Annotated in this window: 16 protein-coding genes, 2 tRNA genes and 1 pseudogene; 11 read left to right on the plus strand and 8 right to left on the minus strand. The window is 55.7% G+C overall.

Translation table 11 applies throughout. From position 1 onward, the window contains the following. Window positions 1–246: 246 nt before the first annotated feature. Window positions 247–477: pseudogene (locus ACS1BR_RS01050) on the plus strand (LbetaH domain-containing protein); the annotation flags it as partial. 202 nt (window positions 478–679) lie between these two features. On the opposite strand, the gene ACS1BR_RS01055 reads toward ACS1BR_RS01050, so the two are convergent. Continuing rightward, complete coding sequence (locus ACS1BR_RS01055) at window positions 680–1198, minus strand: zinc-binding dehydrogenase (protein WP_463559573.1); 519 nt, start codon at window positions 1196–1198, stop codon at window positions 680–682. Window positions 1199–1763: 565 nt separating this feature from the next. Between ACS1BR_RS01055 and ACS1BR_RS01060 the strand changes: the two genes are divergently transcribed. Then, window positions 1764–2321, plus strand: coding sequence for a TetR/AcrR family transcriptional regulator (locus tag ACS1BR_RS01060; protein ID WP_463559574.1), 558 nt, complete (start codon window positions 1764–1766; stop codon window positions 2319–2321). A gap of 37 nt (window positions 2322–2358) precedes the next feature. Here ACS1BR_RS01060 and ACS1BR_RS01065 read toward each other — a convergent pair whose 3' ends face one another. After that, window positions 2359–3798 (minus strand): DHA2 family efflux MFS transporter permease subunit, encoded by a 1440-nt coding sequence (locus ACS1BR_RS01065; RefSeq protein ID WP_463559575.1) that lies wholly within the window; start codon window positions 3796–3798, stop codon window positions 2359–2361. Between the two features lie 275 nt (window positions 3799–4073). Next, window positions 4074–4652, minus strand: coding sequence for a hypothetical protein (locus ACS1BR_RS01070; protein WP_463559576.1), 579 nt, complete (start codon window positions 4650–4652; stop codon window positions 4074–4076). 203 nt (window positions 4653–4855) lie between these two features. On the opposite strand from ACS1BR_RS01070, the gene ACS1BR_RS01075 reads away from it, so the two are divergent. The 9 genes from ACS1BR_RS01075 to ACS1BR_RS01115 all read left to right on the plus strand — a co-directional run bounded on the left by ACS1BR_RS01075 (window position 4856) and on the right by ACS1BR_RS01115 (window position 12491). After that, on the plus strand, window positions 4856–5416 hold the full coding sequence (locus tag ACS1BR_RS01075) for a GNAT family N-acetyltransferase (RefSeq protein WP_463559577.1): 561 nt from the start codon (window positions 4856–4858) through the stop codon (window positions 5414–5416). A gap of 32 nt (window positions 5417–5448) precedes the next feature. Beyond that, window positions 5449–6795, plus strand: a complete 1347-nt coding sequence (locus ACS1BR_RS01080) for a deoxyguanosinetriphosphate triphosphohydrolase (protein ID WP_463559578.1) — start codon at window positions 5449–5451, stop codon at window positions 6793–6795. Window positions 6796–6851: 56 nt separating this feature from the next. Beyond that, window positions 6852–7046 carry a hypothetical protein gene (locus tag ACS1BR_RS01085; RefSeq protein WP_463559579.1) on the plus strand — a complete coding sequence of 65 codons (195 nt, stop codon included), beginning with the start codon at window positions 6852–6854 and terminating at the stop codon, window positions 7044–7046. 22 nt (window positions 7047–7068) lie between these two features. After that, on the plus strand, window positions 7069–8970 hold the full coding sequence (gene dnaG, locus ACS1BR_RS01090) for a DNA primase (RefSeq protein WP_463559580.1): 1902 nt from the start codon (window positions 7069–7071) through the stop codon (window positions 8968–8970). 108 nt (window positions 8971–9078) lie between these two features. After that, window positions 9079–9151, plus strand: a tRNA-Asn gene (locus ACS1BR_RS01095). A gap of 228 nt (window positions 9152–9379) precedes the next feature. Further along, window positions 9380–10285, plus strand: coding sequence for a phage holin family protein (locus ACS1BR_RS01100; RefSeq protein WP_463559581.1), 906 nt, complete (start codon window positions 9380–9382; stop codon window positions 10283–10285). 45 nt (window positions 10286–10330) lie between these two features. Beyond that, window positions 10331–11542 carry a glycosyltransferase gene (locus ACS1BR_RS01105; protein WP_463559582.1) on the plus strand — a complete coding sequence of 404 codons (1212 nt, stop codon included), beginning with the start codon at window positions 10331–10333 and terminating at the stop codon, window positions 11540–11542. 100 nt (window positions 11543–11642) lie between these two features. Beyond that, window positions 11643–11716, plus strand: a tRNA-Ile gene (locus ACS1BR_RS01110). Window positions 11717–12050: 334 nt separating this feature from the next. After that, window positions 12051–12491 (plus strand): hypothetical protein, encoded by a 441-nt coding sequence (locus ACS1BR_RS01115; protein ID WP_463559583.1) that lies wholly within the window; start codon window positions 12051–12053, stop codon window positions 12489–12491. Window positions 12492–12819: 328 nt separating this feature from the next. Here the strand turns inward: ACS1BR_RS01115 and arcC are convergent, their stop codons facing one another. From arcC to ACS1BR_RS01140, 5 genes are all read right to left on the minus strand, one after another. Beyond that, window positions 12820–13731 carry a carbamate kinase gene (arcC, locus tag ACS1BR_RS01120; protein ID WP_463559584.1) on the minus strand — a complete coding sequence of 304 codons (912 nt, stop codon included), beginning with the start codon at window positions 13729–13731 and terminating at the stop codon, window positions 12820–12822. Window positions 13732–13771: 40 nt separating this feature from the next. Further along, window positions 13772–14776: an ornithine carbamoyltransferase gene (locus ACS1BR_RS01125; RefSeq protein ID WP_463559585.1), complete on the minus strand. Its 1005-nt coding sequence runs from the start codon at window positions 14774–14776 to the stop codon at window positions 13772–13774. 47 nt (window positions 14777–14823) lie between these two features. Beyond that, entirely contained in the window at window positions 14824–16071 is a 1248-nt protein-coding gene (gene arcA / locus ACS1BR_RS01130) for an arginine deiminase (protein ID WP_463559586.1), read from the minus strand. An 81-nt stretch (window positions 16072–16152) separates the two neighbouring features. Next, a complete protein-coding gene (arcD, locus tag ACS1BR_RS01135) occupies window positions 16153–17634 on the minus strand; it encodes an arginine-ornithine antiporter (RefSeq protein ID WP_463559587.1) in 1482 nt (493 codons plus the stop codon). 303 nt (window positions 17635–17937) lie between these two features. After that, complete coding sequence (locus tag ACS1BR_RS01140) at window positions 17938–18555, minus strand: peptidoglycan DD-metalloendopeptidase family protein (protein WP_463559588.1); 618 nt, start codon at window positions 18553–18555, stop codon at window positions 17938–17940. Window positions 18556–18874: the final 319 nt, after the last annotated feature.

Here is an 18874-nt window from a genome sequence, read left to right on the forward strand (position 1 = left end):
TGGGTCTGCGCTGCTAGGGCATTAAGGCGTTTTTTAGCTGCGGGGCGGTTCGTATGGTGAGGACTTGTTCGTGTACTTCTTTCTATACCATATTTCTATCGCATGTGAACAGATAAGTTTTTCAAGACCCTGACGTTTTCCCTATTGCGTGGGTAGAGCTAATCCTTGGGAGATATACGGGGGTGGAGATGAACCAACTGGCAGCGGAAACTGGGTATGAGCTGAAAGGATATGCTTGATAGGTATGACACCGTCATCGGTCACGATGTTTGGATTGTCCGAGGGGCTATCGTCATGCCCGGTATCACCATTGGTGATGGAGCTGTAATTGGTACCCAGGCTGTGGTAGCTAAAGATGTGCCCGCCTACGGTATTGCGGTAGGTAATTCGGCTAAAGTGATTCGTCGGCGTTTCGACCAAAAAACATTGACTTCTTGCAGGGTCTCAAGGGGTGGGATTTTTGCCGGGCCCAATTAGAGGAGTCCATACATACCCTATTGACCTCCGTCCAGCTAGAGGAAAGCCGCCGAGTCCTGGCTGAACTAGCTTCTGCATAAGACCCGGGTTCCTCACTGAAGCCGGGAGGGGCGGCAGAAACTTGCTGGCCCAACTAGCATAGTATCCTGCCGTCCCATCGGCCCCAACACCGAAGAACAGGTTTCTTCTTTGAGTGCTTACGCTAGGGGTTAAGAGTGGCCCGACCCAGCAACTTACCCGAGGCAAGAGCCTGGAAGGCTTCCCTGACTTCCTCCAGTTTCCAACTACCTGCTAGGGTGGGCCGAATTCCACGATTCTTGATGAGGTCAAGTACCAGACCAATGTACCGGTCCCTCTGGTCAGAACGCAGAATTTGATCAACTTGGAATCCTACAAGATGCATCTCCTTACCGATGAGCAGGTTGGCGTCAAGAGAAGCACTCATACCGCCCAACACGCCGTATTCAATAACCAGTCCCTGACGTTTAGTACTCTCCAGAACGGTGGATAGGAAGGCGCCACCTATGGGGTCAAAGGTGATATCCACGCCCTTACCTCTGGTTAGTTCCAACACCTGCTGGGCGTAATCCTGGCTGGAGGTATCAATGACGTGGGCGAAGGGGAGCAGGTTGCGCGCAGCCTGAGCCCGGTCGGCTGAGCGGGTAGAGAGGATGACATTTACGCCCCCGGCGTGCGCAATCTGGGCCGCGGCAATACCCACGGCAGATACGCCCGGAGGGTAGAGCCAGCCACTGTCCAGCTTCTAGGGGTCTGTAGTATTGGATACCCAGGGCGGTGAGGAAGGGAACCCAGAGGCTGGCTGCTTCATCGGCGGTCAGGTCTTGAGGGTATTCGATTAGGCGGTCGGCCGGAACGATAGCGTGGCTGGCAGCCATGGGGTAGGCATGCTGATCGAAGGGCCCCAGGGGTGCTACGTGCTTGCCCACCCATCTGGGGTCTACCCCTTTGCCTACTGCCAGTACCCGGCCGGCACCTTCGTAGCTGAAGCCGGTGGGCAGTTGGGCAGGCTGGCGTCCGCCATAGTCTGCCCCCGAGAGAAAGGGAACCTGATCCAGGCTCAGAGCGGTGGCCTTTATTTCAAGGAGAGCGTGATCGGGACCGGGAGCGGGGGTCTCCATCTCATCAATCTGGAGTGCCTGGGGACCTTGATAGGAATGGATTCGTGCGATTTTCATAAGCTTCCCTTCATATATGGAACATTCGTTCCGTTTTGTTCTTCTAGAACAGGAACATGGGTTCCGTTTCTCAAATTCACAGGAGTAAAAGTGTCCAAGGCAACAAATACCCGTAAGGATGCCAGCCATAATCGCCAAAAAATCCTCGAGGCTGTCCGCAAACTACTAGAGCAAGAAGGGGACGGTTTCTCTATGCGGCAGCTAGCCCAAGAAGCCGGAGTGGGAATCGGCACTCTCTACCGCCACTTCGACAACAGGGAAGCAGCTATCGATGCCCTCAGTCTGCACTACACGGGCACTCTGCAGAAAGAACTCCACAAAATAGTCAGCCAAGAGGACCCCCGCCTCATGTTCCATCAGTTCATCAATCTCGGCCTGGGCCTAGACCAGCAGACGCCTCTTCCTTACCTGGCCCTAGCCCAGCTGGCTGACTCCTCCCTGGCCCCCAACCAGAATCCGGCTACCGCCCCTCTGATTGAACAAATCTTCAGCCGGGCAGAAGAGGCAGGACTTATCAAAAACCGGGAAGACATCCCGGTCCTCACTACCGTCTTCTCCTTAGCTTGCCAGCGTCCCCTGGACCGGCAGATCCTCACTGCCCTGGCCTCCTTACTCAAACGGGGGCTGACAGTAGACGCAGAAGACTAGGGGACCCGGCCCCTTGCCGGCATTCCACGGTTTGGTTTTAGTGGCTGGCTGCCCGGCTGGGGCCGGGGATTTTACCGGCCGGTACCAGGAAGGAGACCAGGACGGTTGCCAGGGAGATTCCAGCGGCAATCAGGAAGGCCAGGTGAACACCGGCCATATAGGCCCCTGCCCCCTCACCGCCGTGAGCTGCGGTCCCGGCCGCCATCAGGGCTACGAAGAGGGCGGTGGCTGCCGCCCCGGAGACCTGCTGGAAGGTGGTCATGGCGGAGGAGCCAAATGCCTGTAAACCCTGGCTCAGGGAGCTCAACCCCAGGCTCATCATGGGGGTGTTGATAAGGGGCAGGGTGAAGGTCATCAGCGTGTAGGTGGCAATGATCTGCCAGGGCTGGGTGTGGCTGTTAAAAATGCTCATCAGCCAGATTGAGGCACTAAAGAGTATGGCTCCGGGGATGACCAGGGTGCGAGCTCCCAGCCTGTCAGAAAGCCGCCCAATGAAGGGGCTGAGGAGGGCCATGAGTGCGCCGCCTGGGAGGAGCATGAGCCCGGTTTGCAGGGCATCCATCCCGAGTACGTTGGCGGTGTAGAGGGGGATGACAATAGCAACCCCCAGCATGACTCCCATACCCAGGGAGCTCATGATGACCGTTAGGGTAAAGGGCTTGGAGCGGAAGATTCGCATGTCCATGAAGGGGCCGGTCTCTTGCAGGCTGACTTGCCGGCGGATGAAGAGGGTGATGAGCAGGGCCGAGGTCAGGACCAGGAGCCAGGGATTGACCGGTAGGGTGCCGCCGTGGGAGGAGTCTCCACCCATGGTGGAGAGGCCCAGTACCAGCCCGCCGAATCCCAGGGTAGAGAGCAGAATAGAGAGAATATCTAGTTTCTGGTCGCTTCCGGCGGGCTTATCATTGGGGGCTAAAGCCAGGCCCATGACTAGGGCGATCAGGCCGATGGGCAGGATCAACCAGAAGAGCCAGCGCCAGCTGCCCAGACTGAGGATGAGGCCTGAGACCGTGGGCCCTGCTGCGGGGGCGGCCGAGATCACCATGCCGACGATTCCCATGGCCTGGCCGATTCGGCTGGGGGCAACCAGTCGCATCATGGTGGTCATGAGCAGGGGGATCATGATGCCGGTTCCGCCGGCCTGTAGAATCCGCCCGAGTAGGAGTAGGCCGATACCCGGGGCGGTGGCGGCTACCAGGGTTCCGACCGAGAAGATGGCCATGGCGGCGGCGAAGACGGTTCGGATGGAGTAGCGGGAGATGATGAAGCCTGAGGCCGGGGTGACGACGGCCATGGTTAGCATGAAGCCGGTGGAGGCCGAGATGCCGAGGTCCTCCATGATGCGTGGTAGGGCCACGCCCAGCAGGGTTTCGTTGAGGATGAGGATGAAGGCTGCTACGACCATGATGGCCAGGAGCAGGAGTTCGGGTCTTTCTAGTTTTTTGGGCTGTGGCTGCTTTGTTTCTTGGTTAGGCATGTGGGGTTTGGTTTCTATTTCTTTGAGGTTGTGGGTTCTCAACACAGACTTTCCACTGTAGTGAATTTCTGTGTGTTCCGTCAGTAGCTTGTGAGGCTAGCTTGCTCACACCTCAACCAGCCTTCCTCCCCGTATCGGGACCGGCACGTTCCCGCGTGAACGGGGTGGGTACGCGATGTGCACGGGGAGTTTTAGCTAGGCTGTTTCCCTCCCAAAGGGTGCGGGTTTATTTGACGTTTTTGCTGTTATGACTGCTGTAGGAGAGCGGATCAAGGTTAACGTAGCCGGAGATAAAGCACCGCAAAAATAGCGCCTAATGCGGTGCCAAGTAGGAGCTCTAAACCGCTGTGGCGTTTCAGCTGGTGTCTTGCCCATACGGTTGCTACCCAGATTAGAACACCGATTACGTAGGTAGATTTCGGCGCTTCGGTATATAGAGGGAAAACTATTGCAAAGAGCGCTGCAACGAGTGCGTGAACACTAACCTTGATTTTGAAGTTGATGATCATGACGACAACCAGCATGGCAACTGATAGATTGAGTGCAAGCTTTACCTCGTGGCTTGTGCCCATGATGTTGAGGGCTGTGGCTCCGATCAGGTAGGAGAGTAGAGTGCCCGCGTAGAAGGGGGTGCGCTGTTTTCTTACCCGGATAAAACGATCTGTTACGCGGCCGGTTCTATGCATCCACACGGAGAGCGCCAAGGGGATACTGACAAAGAAAGTAAGGGAGACGGTGACTGGCACACCCCAGGTGGTGTCTGTTGACATGGCGATAACGGTAATCAGCAGCCCGGATAGGACAAAGGGCGAGAAAGCCTCTGAAACGACGGTAGAGAGTTTTGTCAACACCAAACATGCACCCCAAAAATGTCCAGACTATTTCTTGATATTTTCTACGTCAACTTATGGCTTCTCGCTTCTGCCTGAGTGCGTGTCAGGGACAATCTTGAGAGGGGGCGAGAGTGGGTCGCGGCTAGAGTACCTCGCTGGCGAGATTCACCTGGCCGGTAAAATACTCTAAGCATTATACGATAATGATGTTTCAAGGATTTAGTATGAAACCAGATATTACGGTCCGCCCCGAAAAATCCGCGGATATCCCCACAATACGTGCCCTACACCGTGCAGCTTTTGAAACTGACTACGAATCTTCCCTGGTTGATCGTTTGCGAGCCAACGCTCGTCTTTGGGATGAGGGCATATCCCTGGTTGCGGCCAACGAGTCGGGGAAAATTATCGGACATGCCCTCTTGAGCCGCTGCCGGATAGGGAACCAACCTGCTCTAGCTCTAGCACCTGTAGCCGTCCACCCCCAATACCAGAACCAGAAAATCGGTACCGGACTGGTTACTTCTCTTCTCGACAGGGTTTCGACGGGCAGCGGAAAAATCAGCCCGTCTCTACCTATCGTCGTCCTCGGTGACCCCAACTATTATTCCCGCTTCGGGTTTCAGCCCGCTCACCGCTATAGCATCTATACCTCTATTGCCGGAATTGACTCTGATATGCTGGCGGAGGCCTTACAGGTACTTGTCTCCACCCCACATTTTCCCCCGCCCGCCGGACCGGTTATCTATCCCACCGAATTTAACCTTGATCAGGGAAGTGACCTCTAAACTAGAGGGGTAAACGATGAAAGGTAGACGGTATGAGCACTCAGAAACCAGGTAATGCTCCAGCCCCCGAGCAGACCTCCACCCCCGGTTATACCGACCTCGACGCTGAGCGTTGGGTGCCCGAGCTACACCGCAATGTTTATCGGTCTGCCTTTGAACGGGACAGGGCGAGAGTGCTTCACTCGAGTGCGTTGCGCCGGTTGGGCGCTAAAACCCAGGTTATGGACCCCGATACCGATGACTTTGTGCGTACCCGCCTCACCCACTCGTTGGAGGTCGCCCAGATTGGGCGGGAAGTGGGGCGCATGTTGGGCTGTGACCCCGATGTGGTAGATACCGCCTGCCTCTCTCACGATATCGGGCACCCGCCCTTTGGCCACAACGGTGAAACCGCGCTCAACGAACTGGCCCACGGTATCGGCGGTTTTGAGGGCAATGCCCAAACCCTGCGCCTCCTCAGCAGACTCGAACCCAAGGTGATCCGTCACAACGGTGGTTCAGCCGGCCTCAACCTCACCCGTGCCTCACTCGACGCCACCTGTAAATACCCCTGGACAGCGGAAGAAGCCCCACCCCGACCAGATGGCAAACCCAACCGTAAATTTGGTGTCTACGATGATGACAGGCCGGTCTTTGACTGGTTCCGCAGCCGGGCACTGGAGGAGGGAATACCACCCCGGCAGAAGTGTATGGAAGCCATGGTCATGGATCTGGCTGACGACATCTCCTACTCCGTACACGATGTTGAAGACGCGGTCTTTGGCGGACACCTGCAGCTAGAAGACCTTACCGACCCCAAAAACAGGGCCCGGATATTTGAAAAAACCCGGCAGTGGTACCTGCCCCGAGCCGCAGATGATGATTTGGACCGGGCACTGACCCGCCTTGAGCGACTTGACCAGTGGGTGCCCTATCTCAGTGGAACCCGGGCGTCCAACGCCGCCCTCAAAGCGCTCACCTCAAAACTTATCGGCAGGTTCGCGGCCTCGGCCATGGAAGCCACCCGGGCCCGCTACGGCGGTAGCCGCCCCCTGACCCGTTATTCGGCGCAGCTTATTGTGCCCGAAGAAACAGAGCAGGAGATCGCGGTGCTGAAAGGGATAGCAACCGCCTTTGTCATGACGGTGCGCGACGCCCAACCCCACTACGAGAACCAGCGCGAGATACTGGCCCTACTGGTTGAGGCGCTGCTGGAAAATAGCGAGTATCTCGATCCCGTATTTGCTGCCGATATGAGGGAACTTGGCCGCAACGACACCTCCGCCCGCTTACGGCTGGTGATCGACCAGGTGGCTTCACTCACCGACCGCTCGGCTGTTAGCCTTTATCAACGTATTACCGGCAATAACTGGGGGCTCGGCGACAAGCCGCTGTGGTAGCCCCCAATATAGAGCCGGTAAAGCAAACCTGCGATGCAGAACAACGGGGGATAAGTATGAAACAGATTGTCCTAGTGTGCGTAACCAGCCTGTGCGTGGCGCTGCTGATTGGTGCCCTGCTGGGGTCCTGGGTGTGGGCTTGCGCGGCTTTCGCCCTGGTGCTCTGCGTGGGGCTGTCACCGGCAGACTTTGGGCTGGGCCGCACAAAACCCAAGCCCGACCTCGATAACGAAGATATCGAGGGAGCTTGACGAGACTGGCTATCATAATGGGGTGGCAGGTTTAATAAAACGTGAGGATATAGACGAGGTTCGCACCCGCACGGATATCCGCGAAATTGTTGAGGGGTATGTGACCCTCAAGGGGGCCGGGATTGGCTCCTTCAAGGGGTTGTGCCCCTTCCACGATGAGAGAACCCCCTCCTTTCACGTGCGCCCGCAGATGGGCACCTACCACTGTTTTGGTTGCGGAGAGTCCGGCGATGTTATCGCCTTTCTGATGGAGATGGAGCACACCTCCTTTGCCGAAACCGTTGAAAGGCTCGCAGCTCGGATAGGCTACGAGCTGCACTACGAAGAGGGCAGCGGACTCTCCCGCGAGGAGATAGGCCGCCGACAGCGTCTCCTTGACGCCCATAAAATTGCCGCAGAATTCTATCAACGAAATCTCTATACTCCGGCGGCGGCAGAGGCGCAAAAATTTTTGGGAGGGCGCGGTTTCTCTCCCGAGACAACACGAACATTTGGGGTGGGGTATGCCCCGCGCGGTTGGGATAATCTGCTCAACTATCTGCGTGGTAGGGGGTTTGATAGCGAAGAACTTGAGGCAACCGGCATGTTTTCGCGGGGTCACCGCGGGCTCTACGATCGTTTTCGCGGAAGGATCATGTGGCCTATCCGGGGAATCTCGGGGGAGACAATAGGTTTTGGTGCCCGGAAACTCTACGATGATGACCAGGGCCCCAAATATCTCAACACCCCCGAAACCCAGCTCTATAAAAAATCTCAGGTGCTCTACGGGCTCGATATGGCTAAACGCAATATAGCCAAGAAACGGCAGCTGGTGGTGGTTGAGGGCTATACCGATGTGATGGCCGCCCACCTGGCCGGTATTGATACCGCAGTAGCAACCTGTGGCACGGCCTTTGGTGCCGGGCATATTAGGGTCACGCGTCGGCTAATTTCCGACGACGGTAGCGGTGGCGAGGTTATCTTTACTTTTGACGGTGATGCTGCGGGACAAAAGGCGGCGCTGCACGCTTTTGAGGAAGACCAAAAATTCCTTGCTCAAACCTATGTTGCCGTGGCCAAAGACGGCATGGACCCCTGCGATCTGCGGCTGGCTCGCGGGGACGCTGCGGTGAGGTCGCTGATCGCCAACCGCCGCCCCCTGTTTGAGTTTGCTCTTCGGGCAACTATCAAAAACTACGATATGAAAACCCTTGAGGGCAGAGTGCGTGCCATGCGGGCGGCTGCCCCCATCCTTGCCGGTATCAAAGACAGCACCTTGCGGCCCGCCTATGTGCGTGAGGTCTCCGGATGGCTGGGGATAGATACCGAGGAGGTGCAGCGTGCTGTGTCTGTGTCGACCGCACGCCGGCAGATAGGCGCCCGGCAGCAGGCGCAGGAGGAGCAGCAGTCCGGGGGCGAGGTCGAGCGTCAACAACAGGCTGAGGGGGAGGCTGGTCCCTTTGACGTTCCCGATCTGCGGGATCCTGTGGCTCGTATGGAGCGGGAAGCCCTTGAAGTGATTACCCAGCTTCCCCACTATCTTTCTACCGGCCAGTGGCAGGAGTTTGCCCGGGTACAGTTTCGCTACCGAAGCCACGCCGGTTTAGCCGCGGGGATCGTGGGGGCAGCCTCCGAGATGGTACCGCAGGCCGGCGCACCCTGGGTGAACGCGGTGCGGGCGCGGGCACCGGAGCAGGTGCACGCCCTGCTGGCCGAGCTTACGGTTTCACCCATACCCGCACGTACCGAAGAGCAGCTGGCCCGCTATGTTCACGATATCCTGAACCGGCTCTTTGAACAGCAGATTAACAGGCAAAAATCTGATCTGCTGATGCGTTTGCAAAGGCTTGACGCGGAGACCGAGGGAGAGGAATTTCGCGGCGTCCAGCGGGAACTTCTCGCCCTTGAACTGCGCCGGCGGACCATCATGGAAGGCCAGGATTAGACCGGCCTGGGCGTGTGAGTGAGGTCAATACTTTTCAATTTGCGCCCCCTGTGAAACCTGCGTATAGTTATTACACGTTGTGGCGGTAGCACCGCTGCGGCGGGATATTCCCCCGTAGCTCAATTGGCAGAGCATTCGACTGTTAATCGAAGGGTTACTGGTTCGAGTCCAGTCGGGGGAGCATAGAGCCCGGCTGATTTTTATCGGCCGGGCCTTTTTCATTGGGTTCTGTGTTGTCCTGTACAAGTCAGTGGAGGGCAGGCGGGTAAAATATTTTTCTGCTGACTTGGGTTGTCTCGGGATGAGTTATAGCAGAATTTAGCCTATGGTGTTGGTAGAGAATATTCTGCGACCGCAGGAACAGCACACCGCAACTCAATGCGTACTTAATTTTCGGAGAGGTAAGGGTATGACCGAACACGGCAACCCCGAGAGCACGGGCCCCCAGCAGGAGGGTATCGCACAGGCCGCGAAACCCGGTATCAAAGAACGGTTGATCAATCTCAAAACCAACCTTACCGGTACCAGTGACGCGGTAAAGGTCATTGCACGACTTACCCCCAAGCAGTTTAAAGACGAAATTCAGATTGCCAAGCTGGAGCTCAAAGACAAAGGTATAGCCCTGGGTAAGGGTGCGGCAGTGGTTGCTGTGGGTGTGCTCTTTGGCCTCTTCCTGCTGATCGCGCTGGTCGCAGCGGCAATTTTGGGCCTGGGAGCAGTGATGGAGCCCTGGCAGGCTGCACTGGTACTGGCTCTTATCTTTCTGCTGTTTCTCGTCATCTTTGCTTTTATCGGCATCAGCATGATCAAAAAACAGCTACCCGTCAAACCGAAATCAGCAATTTTTGGTATTTTATACGACCTGGGTGTACTCAAACACGGCTCCACAATGACCTCAGCACGGCTGGAACGCGAGCAGGCTGAACAGCGAGCACGCCGGGAAGAAGAGAAGAAAGCAGCAGCAGCAGAGGCTGCACAGCAGCAGAAAGAGGGAGAGCCCACTGAGCCTCCCGCAGCGAACGAAGAACAGCTTAAACTGCGCACCAAGCAGCGCCGCGAACACCTTAAAACCCTGCGCGATGATATCGACACCTACAGCAACGCGGTGCGCGATAACGCCAACGGGCTGGTACGCGGGATCAAAGAGAGCGTGCAGCAGGCACCGGCTTCGGTTGCTGAAAGCGGAAGGCGGCTGGGCAGGAACGCGGCTGACCCCGAAACCGTGAAAGCTCGGTGGGGCTCGTTTACGGTTCTGGCCACAGCCATCGGCACATTCTTTGTCTTTGTGGGAAAACTGTTCAGAAACAGAAAATAACCGCTTTCGGCAGCTACAGACGCAGTGATCAAAGGATCTTTCTCCATGACAACCGAGCAGCTGACAATCATGATCGGTGCAGACACTTACCCGCCAGACATCAACGGTGCTGCACAGTTTGGCCATAGGCTGGCTACCGCCATGAAAGCGCGGGGACACCGGGTCCACGTCATGGCGGCAAACCCCGATCAGGCAAAGAACGAGACCCGCACTGTAGACGGGGTAACCGAACACCGTCTGGTATCGCACCATCCGCCAACCCACCCCTACATGCGGATCTGCACCCCCTGGGAGATTTGGAGGAGGGTGGGAAGAATCCTCGATGAGGTACAGCCCGACGTGGTGCACGTTCAGTGCCACTACATCGTGGGTAGGGCCCTGATCTACCAGGCTCAAAAGCGGGGGATCCGTATCGTTGCCACCAACCATTTTATGCCCGAAAACCTTGACCCTTTTCTTCCCTTCCCGGGCTGGTTCAATAGGGCATTTGCCAAATTTAGCTGGGGCGATATGCGCAGGGTTCTTGCGAAAGCCCAGGTTGTCACCACCCCCACACCGATTGCGGCCCAGACCATGAAAGAGTCGGGGCGTTTCCGCAGGCCGGTCATACCGGTATCGAACGGTATTGAGACCTCAGACTATGAGCGGCAGCGGGACGAGGTTATCGCGCAGAAGCAGGATGAGAAGCGCATCTTCTTTGCGGGCAGACTAGCCATCGAAAAAAATATTGATGTGCTCATTGAGGCTTTCTCAAAGCTGCCTCATAACCTCAGCAGGGTGGTGCTGGAGGTGGCAGGTACCGGGGAGATCCTCGAGGATCTCCAGCAGAAAGCCCGTGATCTCGGCGTTGAAGACCGGGTACGGTTCTTGGGGTATGTCTCCGATGAAGAGCTACGGAAGGGCTACCTGCGTGCCGATGTTTTCTGTCAGCCCGGTACCGCAGAGCTCCAGTCTCTGGTGACTCTCGAGGCCATGAGCGCCTCAAAACCGGTGGTGCTTGCGAATGCCCTGGCCCTACCTCACCTGGTGAAACAGGGGGAGAACGGCTACCTGTTTGATCCGGGTAACTCAGATGATCTGGCACAGAAACTCACCACGATCCTTGAGCTGTCTGATGATAAGCGCCGGGGCATGGGCGCGAGGAGCCACGAGATGGTTCAAAACCATGCGGCACAAAAGACCTGGGAAACGTTTGAGTCGCTGTACACCTCAAACGAGCTGTACTACGACTACGTCCGGTCACTGGCGCAGAAATAGCTGTGCCGTCAATGACAGCGGGTAGTCGGCCGACATAATTTCCTGAAACTACCCGAAATCGGGTAGTCTAGAGGAGTTGTTCCGCTATTGCAGACGACGGGGGGCCTTAGCTCAGCTGGTTAGAGCAGGGGACTCATAATCCCTTGGTCGCGGGTTCAAGTCCCGCAGGCCCTACTTAGAAACCCCATCCTGACAAGCACAAACGCTTAAAGGGTAGGGGTTTTCTGTTGTTGCAGAACAGAGTTTGAATCCCTTTTTGAACCCCATTAACACGGAATAAAGCCACATATACCCCCGCCGCTAGGACCTACGCCTGCCACTGAGATCTACAGTAACCACTTATGGAAGTCTCTTGTTTCAAGGGCAGGTTGTGAGCGTGAGGTGTATGGGGTTCACGCGGGTGCAGATTTAATGTGTTGAATGATCTCAGGCTGCATAGTAAGGTTGCTTCTAACAGTAGGCTTACTTTTTTGTAGATGTCTGAGATCAAGATTATCTATGGGGTGTTATGGATTCTTTTGTAAGTCGTGAAGAGTTTGAAGAGCTTAAGGATGAGCTGGGGCGGATGCGGGCTGAGTTCTGGGAGATTCTTCAGTCTCTTGTGCATTCGGTTGAGTTGACGGATGAGCATCCCTGGTCGAGGGCTAAGGCAGAGACTATGACCGGTGGTGAGAGGGCTGGTTATGTTTTTATCGTGATTGGTGCCTGTTTGGGGAAGGCTCGTACGGGTAAATTGAGTGGTTTTCCCGATGAGGCTATGCGGCGGTTGCCGGTATTGCGGGAGGTTGCTGTTACTCCGATAGAGACCAGGGCCGATATTGTGGGTATGGTGTCGAAGGTGGTGGGTAATACCAGGGGTGCCGCTATTCTGGTGGATGGGTACGAGAAGAGGGGCCTGGGCCGTGAAGGGTTTGCGGTTTTGAAGGACTCCCCGCCAAAGACAGAATAACTGTATTTAAAGGGCCTGTCCCCATATCTAACGCTCTTAAGCTGCGTGAGCCTTGACGTACTCTGCAATTGCTAAGCGAACAATGTGGTAGGTGTTGTTCTTAGTGTTCATGAGATTCCCTATTCCTAGTAGATGAGATGACGGAACTTGTCGGTAAGCTCCATAATGTGGAATATCACGGATTTATGTCCCGCAGGCCCTAGTCCCCACTAGTGCGGGTTGAGTGCTAGCTACCATGTGACAGGTCGCCCGGTCGAGTTCATATCGACCGGGCGACCTATCACCTGCTCTCTACCGGTAGAGAAGACACCTGTTTTCTCTGATACGGTTAGGGCTCCGCGACAACCGTGGTGCCGGCGGTTCCGGCTACCAGATCCTCGATATCAGAGAGTGCGCCGATAACGGCGCGCTTACCCGTATTCCGTGCAAAGTTGCAGGCGGCCTCAACCTTGGGCCCCATAGACCCCTCGGCAAGATTGAGACTCTCGGCCTCGTCCACGGTGAGCCGGGAAATCTTCTCCTGATGAGGCTCACCCCAGTTCCTGTACACGGCGTCGATATCCGTGGCAATAACAAGCAGGTCAGCGTCAAGGTTTTCCGCCAGCAGAGCGGAGCATAAATCCTTGTCGATAACGGCCTCAACCCCGTGCAGCTTCCGATGCTCATCCAGGTAGGTGGGAATACCGCCACCGCCGGCACAGATAACCATGACGTTCTTGTCCACAAGGTGGTTGATAGCTTCTTGCTCGATGATTCTCCGCGGTAGAGGAGAAGCCACTACCCGCCGAAAATATGCGCCGTCAGGTTTAACCACCCACCCTTTCTGCTCGGCTAGCTGGTGCGCTGTTTCCTCGTCGTAAACCGGACCGATAAATTTGGTGGGACGATCAAAAGCGGGGTCATTCGGATCAACCTCGGTCATGGTCAGAATAGTAACGATCCGCTGATCCTGGGGAAGAGCGTTACCGAGCTCTTGCTCCAGCATGTAGCCGATCATAGCTTCTGACTCGGCCCCCAGCACATCAAGGGGGTAGGCCTCGACCTCCGTATACGCCGCAGACTGTAAAGCTAATAAACCAACCTGCGGGCCGTTACCGTGGGCAACAACCACCTGGTTTTCACCGGCAATCCGCGAAATACGTTCGGCGGCAATATGGATATTTGCCCGCTGGTTGTTAGCTGTGAGCGGCTCTCCGCGTTTAAGAAGGGCATTACCTCCCAGTGCAACAAGAATTCTCATCCCGTCTCCCTTCAACACAATAATTACTCATTACCTGAACCTAGCCCAGAGTTGAAACCAGCACAGCCTTAATGGTGTGCATACGGTTCTCTGCCTGATCAAAAGCAATATTGTAGGGAGACTCAAAAACATCTTCAGTCACCTCAATACCGCGGGCAAACTCGGGGTATTTCTCGGCGATCTGCTGGCCAACGGTTGTCTCTGCGTTGTGGAAAGCCGGCAGACAGTGCATAAATTTAACCCGCGGATTCCCGGTGGCTTCCATGAGCTGACGATTCACCTGGAAAGGCTTCAGAAGCTCAATGCGTTCCCCCCAGCTATCCAGTGGCTCACCCATAGAAACCCACACATCGGTGTGAATAAAATCGACACCCTTGACAGCCTCCAGCGGGTCATCGGTGATGGTGATACGGGCACCGCTTTCCTTGGCCCAGTGGCGACACTGCTCCACCAAATCGTCTTCGGGCTGCAGCCCCCGGGGTGCACCGATACGCACATCCATGCCCAGCTTTGCGCCGATCAGCAGCAGTGAACGCCCCATATTATTGCGGGCGTCCCCCACATAGGCGTAACTGATCTGGTGAATAGGCTTATCGGCGTTTTCAACCATGGTCAGCGTATCTGCCAGCATCTGGGTTGGGTGAAACTCGTCGGTGAGGCCGTTGAAAACGGGGACACCTGAGTATTGGGCCAGTTCTTCCACAACGCTCTGCTTAAAACCGCGGTACTCGATAGCGTCATACATGCGACCGAGCACGCGAGCGGTATCCTTCATGGACTCCTTATGGCCGATCTGTGAAGACGTCGGGTCAATATAGGTCACATTAGCACCCTGATCGTAGGCGGCAACCTCAAAAGCACAGCGGGTGCGCGTAGAGGTTTTCTCAAAAATGAGGGCAATATTTTTTCCGCGAAGCCGTGGCTGCTCATTCCCGGTGTACTTTGCCCGCTTGAGGTCCCTGGCCAGATCGATAAGAAACCGTAGGTCTTTCTGCGGGTGGTGGGTGAGGCTGAGCAGGTGACGGTTGTGCAGGTTATATGACATCGTATTCTCCTCAAGAAACGGTAACTGGTTGTGCCGGTAAAGGCGTTTTAGTAGTCGACGGGGTCGCGGGTAATGGGGCAGGTCATGCAGTGACCGCCGCCCCGGCCCCGGCCGAGTTCACTGGAATTGATGGTAATAACTTCGATACCTGCTTTACGCAGGAGGGCATTAGTGTGAATATTGCGGTCGTAGCCCACCACAACGCCGGGCTCGAGGGCTACCAGATTGTTGCCGTCGTCCCACTGCTCACGTTCGGCTTGGAATGCCGTGCCCCCGGTGGGTACAACGTGCAGCTTGGGCAGACCGAGCGCCTCGGCCACCACCTCAATAAAGGGGCGGTCCTCCACGTGCACGGAGAAGCGGCGGTCACGATCAGCGGGTCGTAGAGATATGGTCTGAATCGTGTCAACAACCTCGTTGAAGGCAGTCACAATATCGCGGTCACAGAAGGTGAAAACGGTATCCAGGTGCATGGACGCACGATTCGGGGCCATTGCCGCAACAATAATGTGCTGTGCGGCCTCTGCCTCAAACAGGTTCTTCGCCAGCTGCGAGATAGCTTGCCAGGATGAACGTTCACCCATACCTATGAGCACCACACCGTTACCCACCGGCATAATGTCCCCGCCCTCAAGCGTGGCAAGACCGTTATCTTGGTCGTTGGCGTCGTACCAAATCTTATAGTCTTTCCCGGCAAACAGGGGGTGGAAGGTATAGATTGCCGTGGTGAGCAGGGTTTCCTGTCGGCGGACCGGCCAGTGCATGGGATTCAGGGATACACCACCGTAGATCCAGGCGGTGGTGTCCCTGGTGAACTGGGTGTTGGGTAGAGGCGGGAGGATAAAACTCATCGCGTGATTGACATGCCCCAGTGCACGGGTGGCGGTCCTCTGAAAATCGTCGGGGAGGTCGGTGTAGACAATACCGCCGATCAGGTATTCTGCTAGCTCCTTCGAGGGGAGGAGGTTGAGCCAGTCATAGAGTTCTTCTGATGGGCCTAACCCGACGTATTTGGGTGCCAGCTTGTGCTGGAGAACCCATTCGCGAGCCCGCGGTATGTCCAGTGTTTCGGCGAGCATCCGGTGCATCTCTAGGGTCTCGATACCGCGCTCCTGCATGGCGGTCACAAAGTCCTGGTGGTCTTGCTTGGCCTTAGACACCCAGAGAACATCGTCAAAAAGCAGTTCTTTACAGTTTGCCGGGGTGAGCCGCTGATGTGCTAGCCCGGGGGAGCACACCAGTACCTGGCGGAGTTTACCGACCTCTGACCATGCGCCAAGAGGAGTTGCTGTCATGATTTTTCATCCCTTCATGAAAATAGTGAATAGGTGGTTTCACACCGTGACCGGTGCGCGGAGAGAGCCGGCAGCTCACCCCTATGTAAGACTCATAGACCCCTGTGCCAGAAGTACAACGGCGCTGGCTGCGGCGAGCAGAAGCACGGTCAGGATAACCCACTCGTAGGGTTTGAAATAGTGGGTGGCACCGCGTTCACGTTTGGCCCAGACATAGACGGCAGCACCCGGTAGGTAGAGCAGTGCCGTGAGTAGCAGGTTTTGCGGTCCCGCTGCGATAAGTAGCCACACCCCGTAGAGGGAAGCAACGACCGCAATTGCGCAGTCCCGGATACGCTGCTGTTTTTCTTGAGCGTAGCCGTCGCCTCGGGCGGTTATGAGGAGCGCAAAAACCGCTGAGAGTAGGTAGGGGACCAGGATGAGGGCCGCGGCCAGAGTGGCCATAGCCAGGTAAACGTCTTCTGAAAAATATGATGCCACCAGAATAATTTGGGTCAGAATATTGGTTACCCAGAGGGCGTTTGCCGGGGCATCGTTTTTGTTGAGTTTGCCGAAAAAGGCTGGCATGGTGCCGTCTGAGCCGGGTACCTGCATGGTTTCACCGCAGAGTAGAATCCATGAGAGTAGGGCGCCCAGAAGCGAGAGAATCACGCCGATACTGATAAACCATGCACCCCAGGGGCCAACTACGGTAGCCAGCACATCGGCGGTAGAAACATCGGGGAGACCGGCAATTTCCGACCGGCGCATAATCCCTAGCGAAAGCAGGTTTACGGCAATAAGAATAGCGAGAACAAAAGCAAAACCGATAATCGTTGCTTTCCCGACGTCAGAGCGTTTATTTGCCCGCTTGGAGTAGATAGATGCGCCCTCGATACCAATAAATACCCAGACAGTAACCAGCATCATATTCTTGGTCTGGGTAAAAATATCACCGAGCTGAGCATCTTCTCCCCAAAAGTCGATAGTGAAAAGATCAAACCTAAAACCGATAGCACAGATAATGATAAAGACTAGAATGGGAACAATCTTGGCAATTGTGGTAACGGTATTGACCAGGGCTGCGGTACTAACGCCCCTGAGGATAAGAAAGTGGACTGCCCACAGCAGTAGTGAGGCGCAGAATATAGCCGGCAGTGTATTTCCGCCTTCAAAGATGGGAAAGAACTTACCCACCGTTGAAAACAGCAGTACCAGGTAGCCAACGTTGCCGATGAGGGCTGAGAGCCAGTACCCCCAGGCCGAGTTGAAACCCATGTAGTCGCCAAAACCCGCTCGAGCGTAGGCGTAGATGCCGTTGTCAAGCTCTGGCTTACGGGCGGAAAGAAACTGATAGACCAGTGCCAGACACACCATGCCGATCCCGGTGATCAGCCATCCGATAATGGTGGGGCCTGCGCTGGCAGCTACGGCAATGTTTTGGGGTAGCGAGAAAATGCCACCGCCGATCATGGAGCCAATAACCAGGGCTAGCAGTGCAAGAAGGGAGAGACCACCCGGTTTGTGCGCCCCCTCAATTTTGGACGGGGTGGAACCGGTATTTTCGGTGGAGATTGAACTCATGGCACTCCTTCGAGCTGAAACGACGATGTATCCGCTTGATTATCCCTGCCGTGAGACAGGGGAAACATTGTCGACGCTGATTGTTGTTTCGCTCATTAAGTTTACAGGATTATTTATCTGTGTGCATCAAAATTTCCTGTGAGTACTTCGGTGACTTTGGGTTGAAATCAAATTAAGTGATAACCGGTATAATCTACCAACAATGAGCTTACCCTTCTATTCTGTATTATTATTCAATTGAATGGATACTTATTAGTAATACAGGTGTGGCACACAATATTTTTCCTATACTCGAGATTTAACCTAGGCTGAAAAATCCTCACCTATGGGAAGCAGCACGCTCGGTACCGATAGGCCGATGAGCATCAGCGGGTTGACGTACTCCTTGGTTTTGCCCCGACCGCTATAAACACCCCAGTGCAGGCAGCGTTGGGCACAGTGCGGCACCGAGTCGTCCAGATCGGCAATCCTTTCCCCGGCCCTGACCGAGGTGCCTGCCGGCAGCGGACCCTTCACCGGTTCAAAGGTGGAGTGATAACCATCAGAGTGCTCGATGGTTATCACGTCGCGATCAACCACCCTACCCGAAAAAACTACCCGTCCGTCGGCGGGGGAATATACCGCCGAGTCGGAGCTGGCAAGATCAACTCCGCGGTGTCCCGGACTCCACCGCTGTTGAGGCTTCTCAAAGTCCCGCAACACCTCGATATCACCGCTCAGGGGCGGGGACCATGCGTGCCGGCTACCAACTGTGGCTGCTGTGGATACATATCGGGGTGCTGCGATTGCGGTTGCTGACGGTAAGAGGAGCCCCCAGATCAGCACCAAAATATTGGCCAATCTGAGCGCCCCGCACAACCCGGTGTGCATGTGCGGTGGGAAAGGGAGGAATGTCCCGAGAAAAAGCGATAGATTTTTCACCCGTGAGCTCCTTATCCTGTGTCCGGGTGCGAGTACCTCATTCTGAAGATAGGCGGAGGACAGCTGACCGTTCCCCGCGTCTGTAAAAATTGTGGACAGGGTGAGGCAAAAAAATGGTTATCCACAGGAAAGCGGCAGTTTTCTTCCGGGGTGCTCCGATGCATCGTGTACGCGGTCAACCGCACCGGTATGGATGCGGAAGGGTGCGGATAAATTCTCACGTTCGACCCGTCTGCTGTATAGTGGATGATTGCAGTCTGTCCTGGTTGCCCGCCCATGTTTCGAGAAAGATATGGGGGGAATGCGCAGCCGGGTTCAG

Source organism: Rothia sp. 18CD1-1 (assembly GCF_055285355.1).

Coding starts and splice junctions, on each gene's coding strand:
- ACS1BR_RS01065 (WP_463559575.1), bottom strand. CDS start 3,798: ATGCCTAACCAAGAAACAAAGCAGCCACAGCCCAAAAAACTAGAAAGA.
- ACS1BR_RS01075 (WP_463559577.1), top strand. CDS start 4,856: ATGAAACCAGATATTACGGTCCGCCCCGAAAAATCCGCGGATATCCCC.
- ACS1BR_RS01080 (WP_463559578.1), top strand. CDS start 5,449: ATGAGCACTCAGAAACCAGGTAATGCTCCAGCCCCCGAGCAGACCTCC.
- ACS1BR_RS01085 (WP_463559579.1), top strand. CDS start 6,852: ATGAAACAGATTGTCCTAGTGTGCGTAACCAGCCTGTGCGTGGCGCTG.
- ACS1BR_RS01100 (WP_463559581.1), top strand. CDS start 9,380: ATGACCGAACACGGCAACCCCGAGAGCACGGGCCCCCAGCAGGAGGGT.
- ACS1BR_RS01105 (WP_463559582.1), top strand. CDS start 10,331: ATGACAACCGAGCAGCTGACAATCATGATCGGTGCAGACACTTACCCG.
- ACS1BR_RS01115 (WP_463559583.1), top strand. CDS start 12,051: ATGGATTCTTTTGTAAGTCGTGAAGAGTTTGAAGAGCTTAAGGATGAG.
- arcC (WP_463559584.1), bottom strand. CDS start 13,731: ATGAGAATTCTTGTTGCACTGGGAGGTAATGCCCTTCTTAAACGCGGA.
- ACS1BR_RS01125 (WP_463559585.1), bottom strand. CDS start 14,776: ATGTCATATAACCTGCACAACCGTCACCTGCTCAGCCTCACCCACCAC.
- arcA (WP_463559586.1), bottom strand. CDS start 16,071: ATGACAGCAACTCCTCTTGGCGCATGGTCAGAGGTCGGTAAACTCCGC.
- arcD (WP_463559587.1), bottom strand. CDS start 17,634: ATGAGTTCAATCTCCACCGAAAATACCGGTTCCACCCCGTCCAAAATT.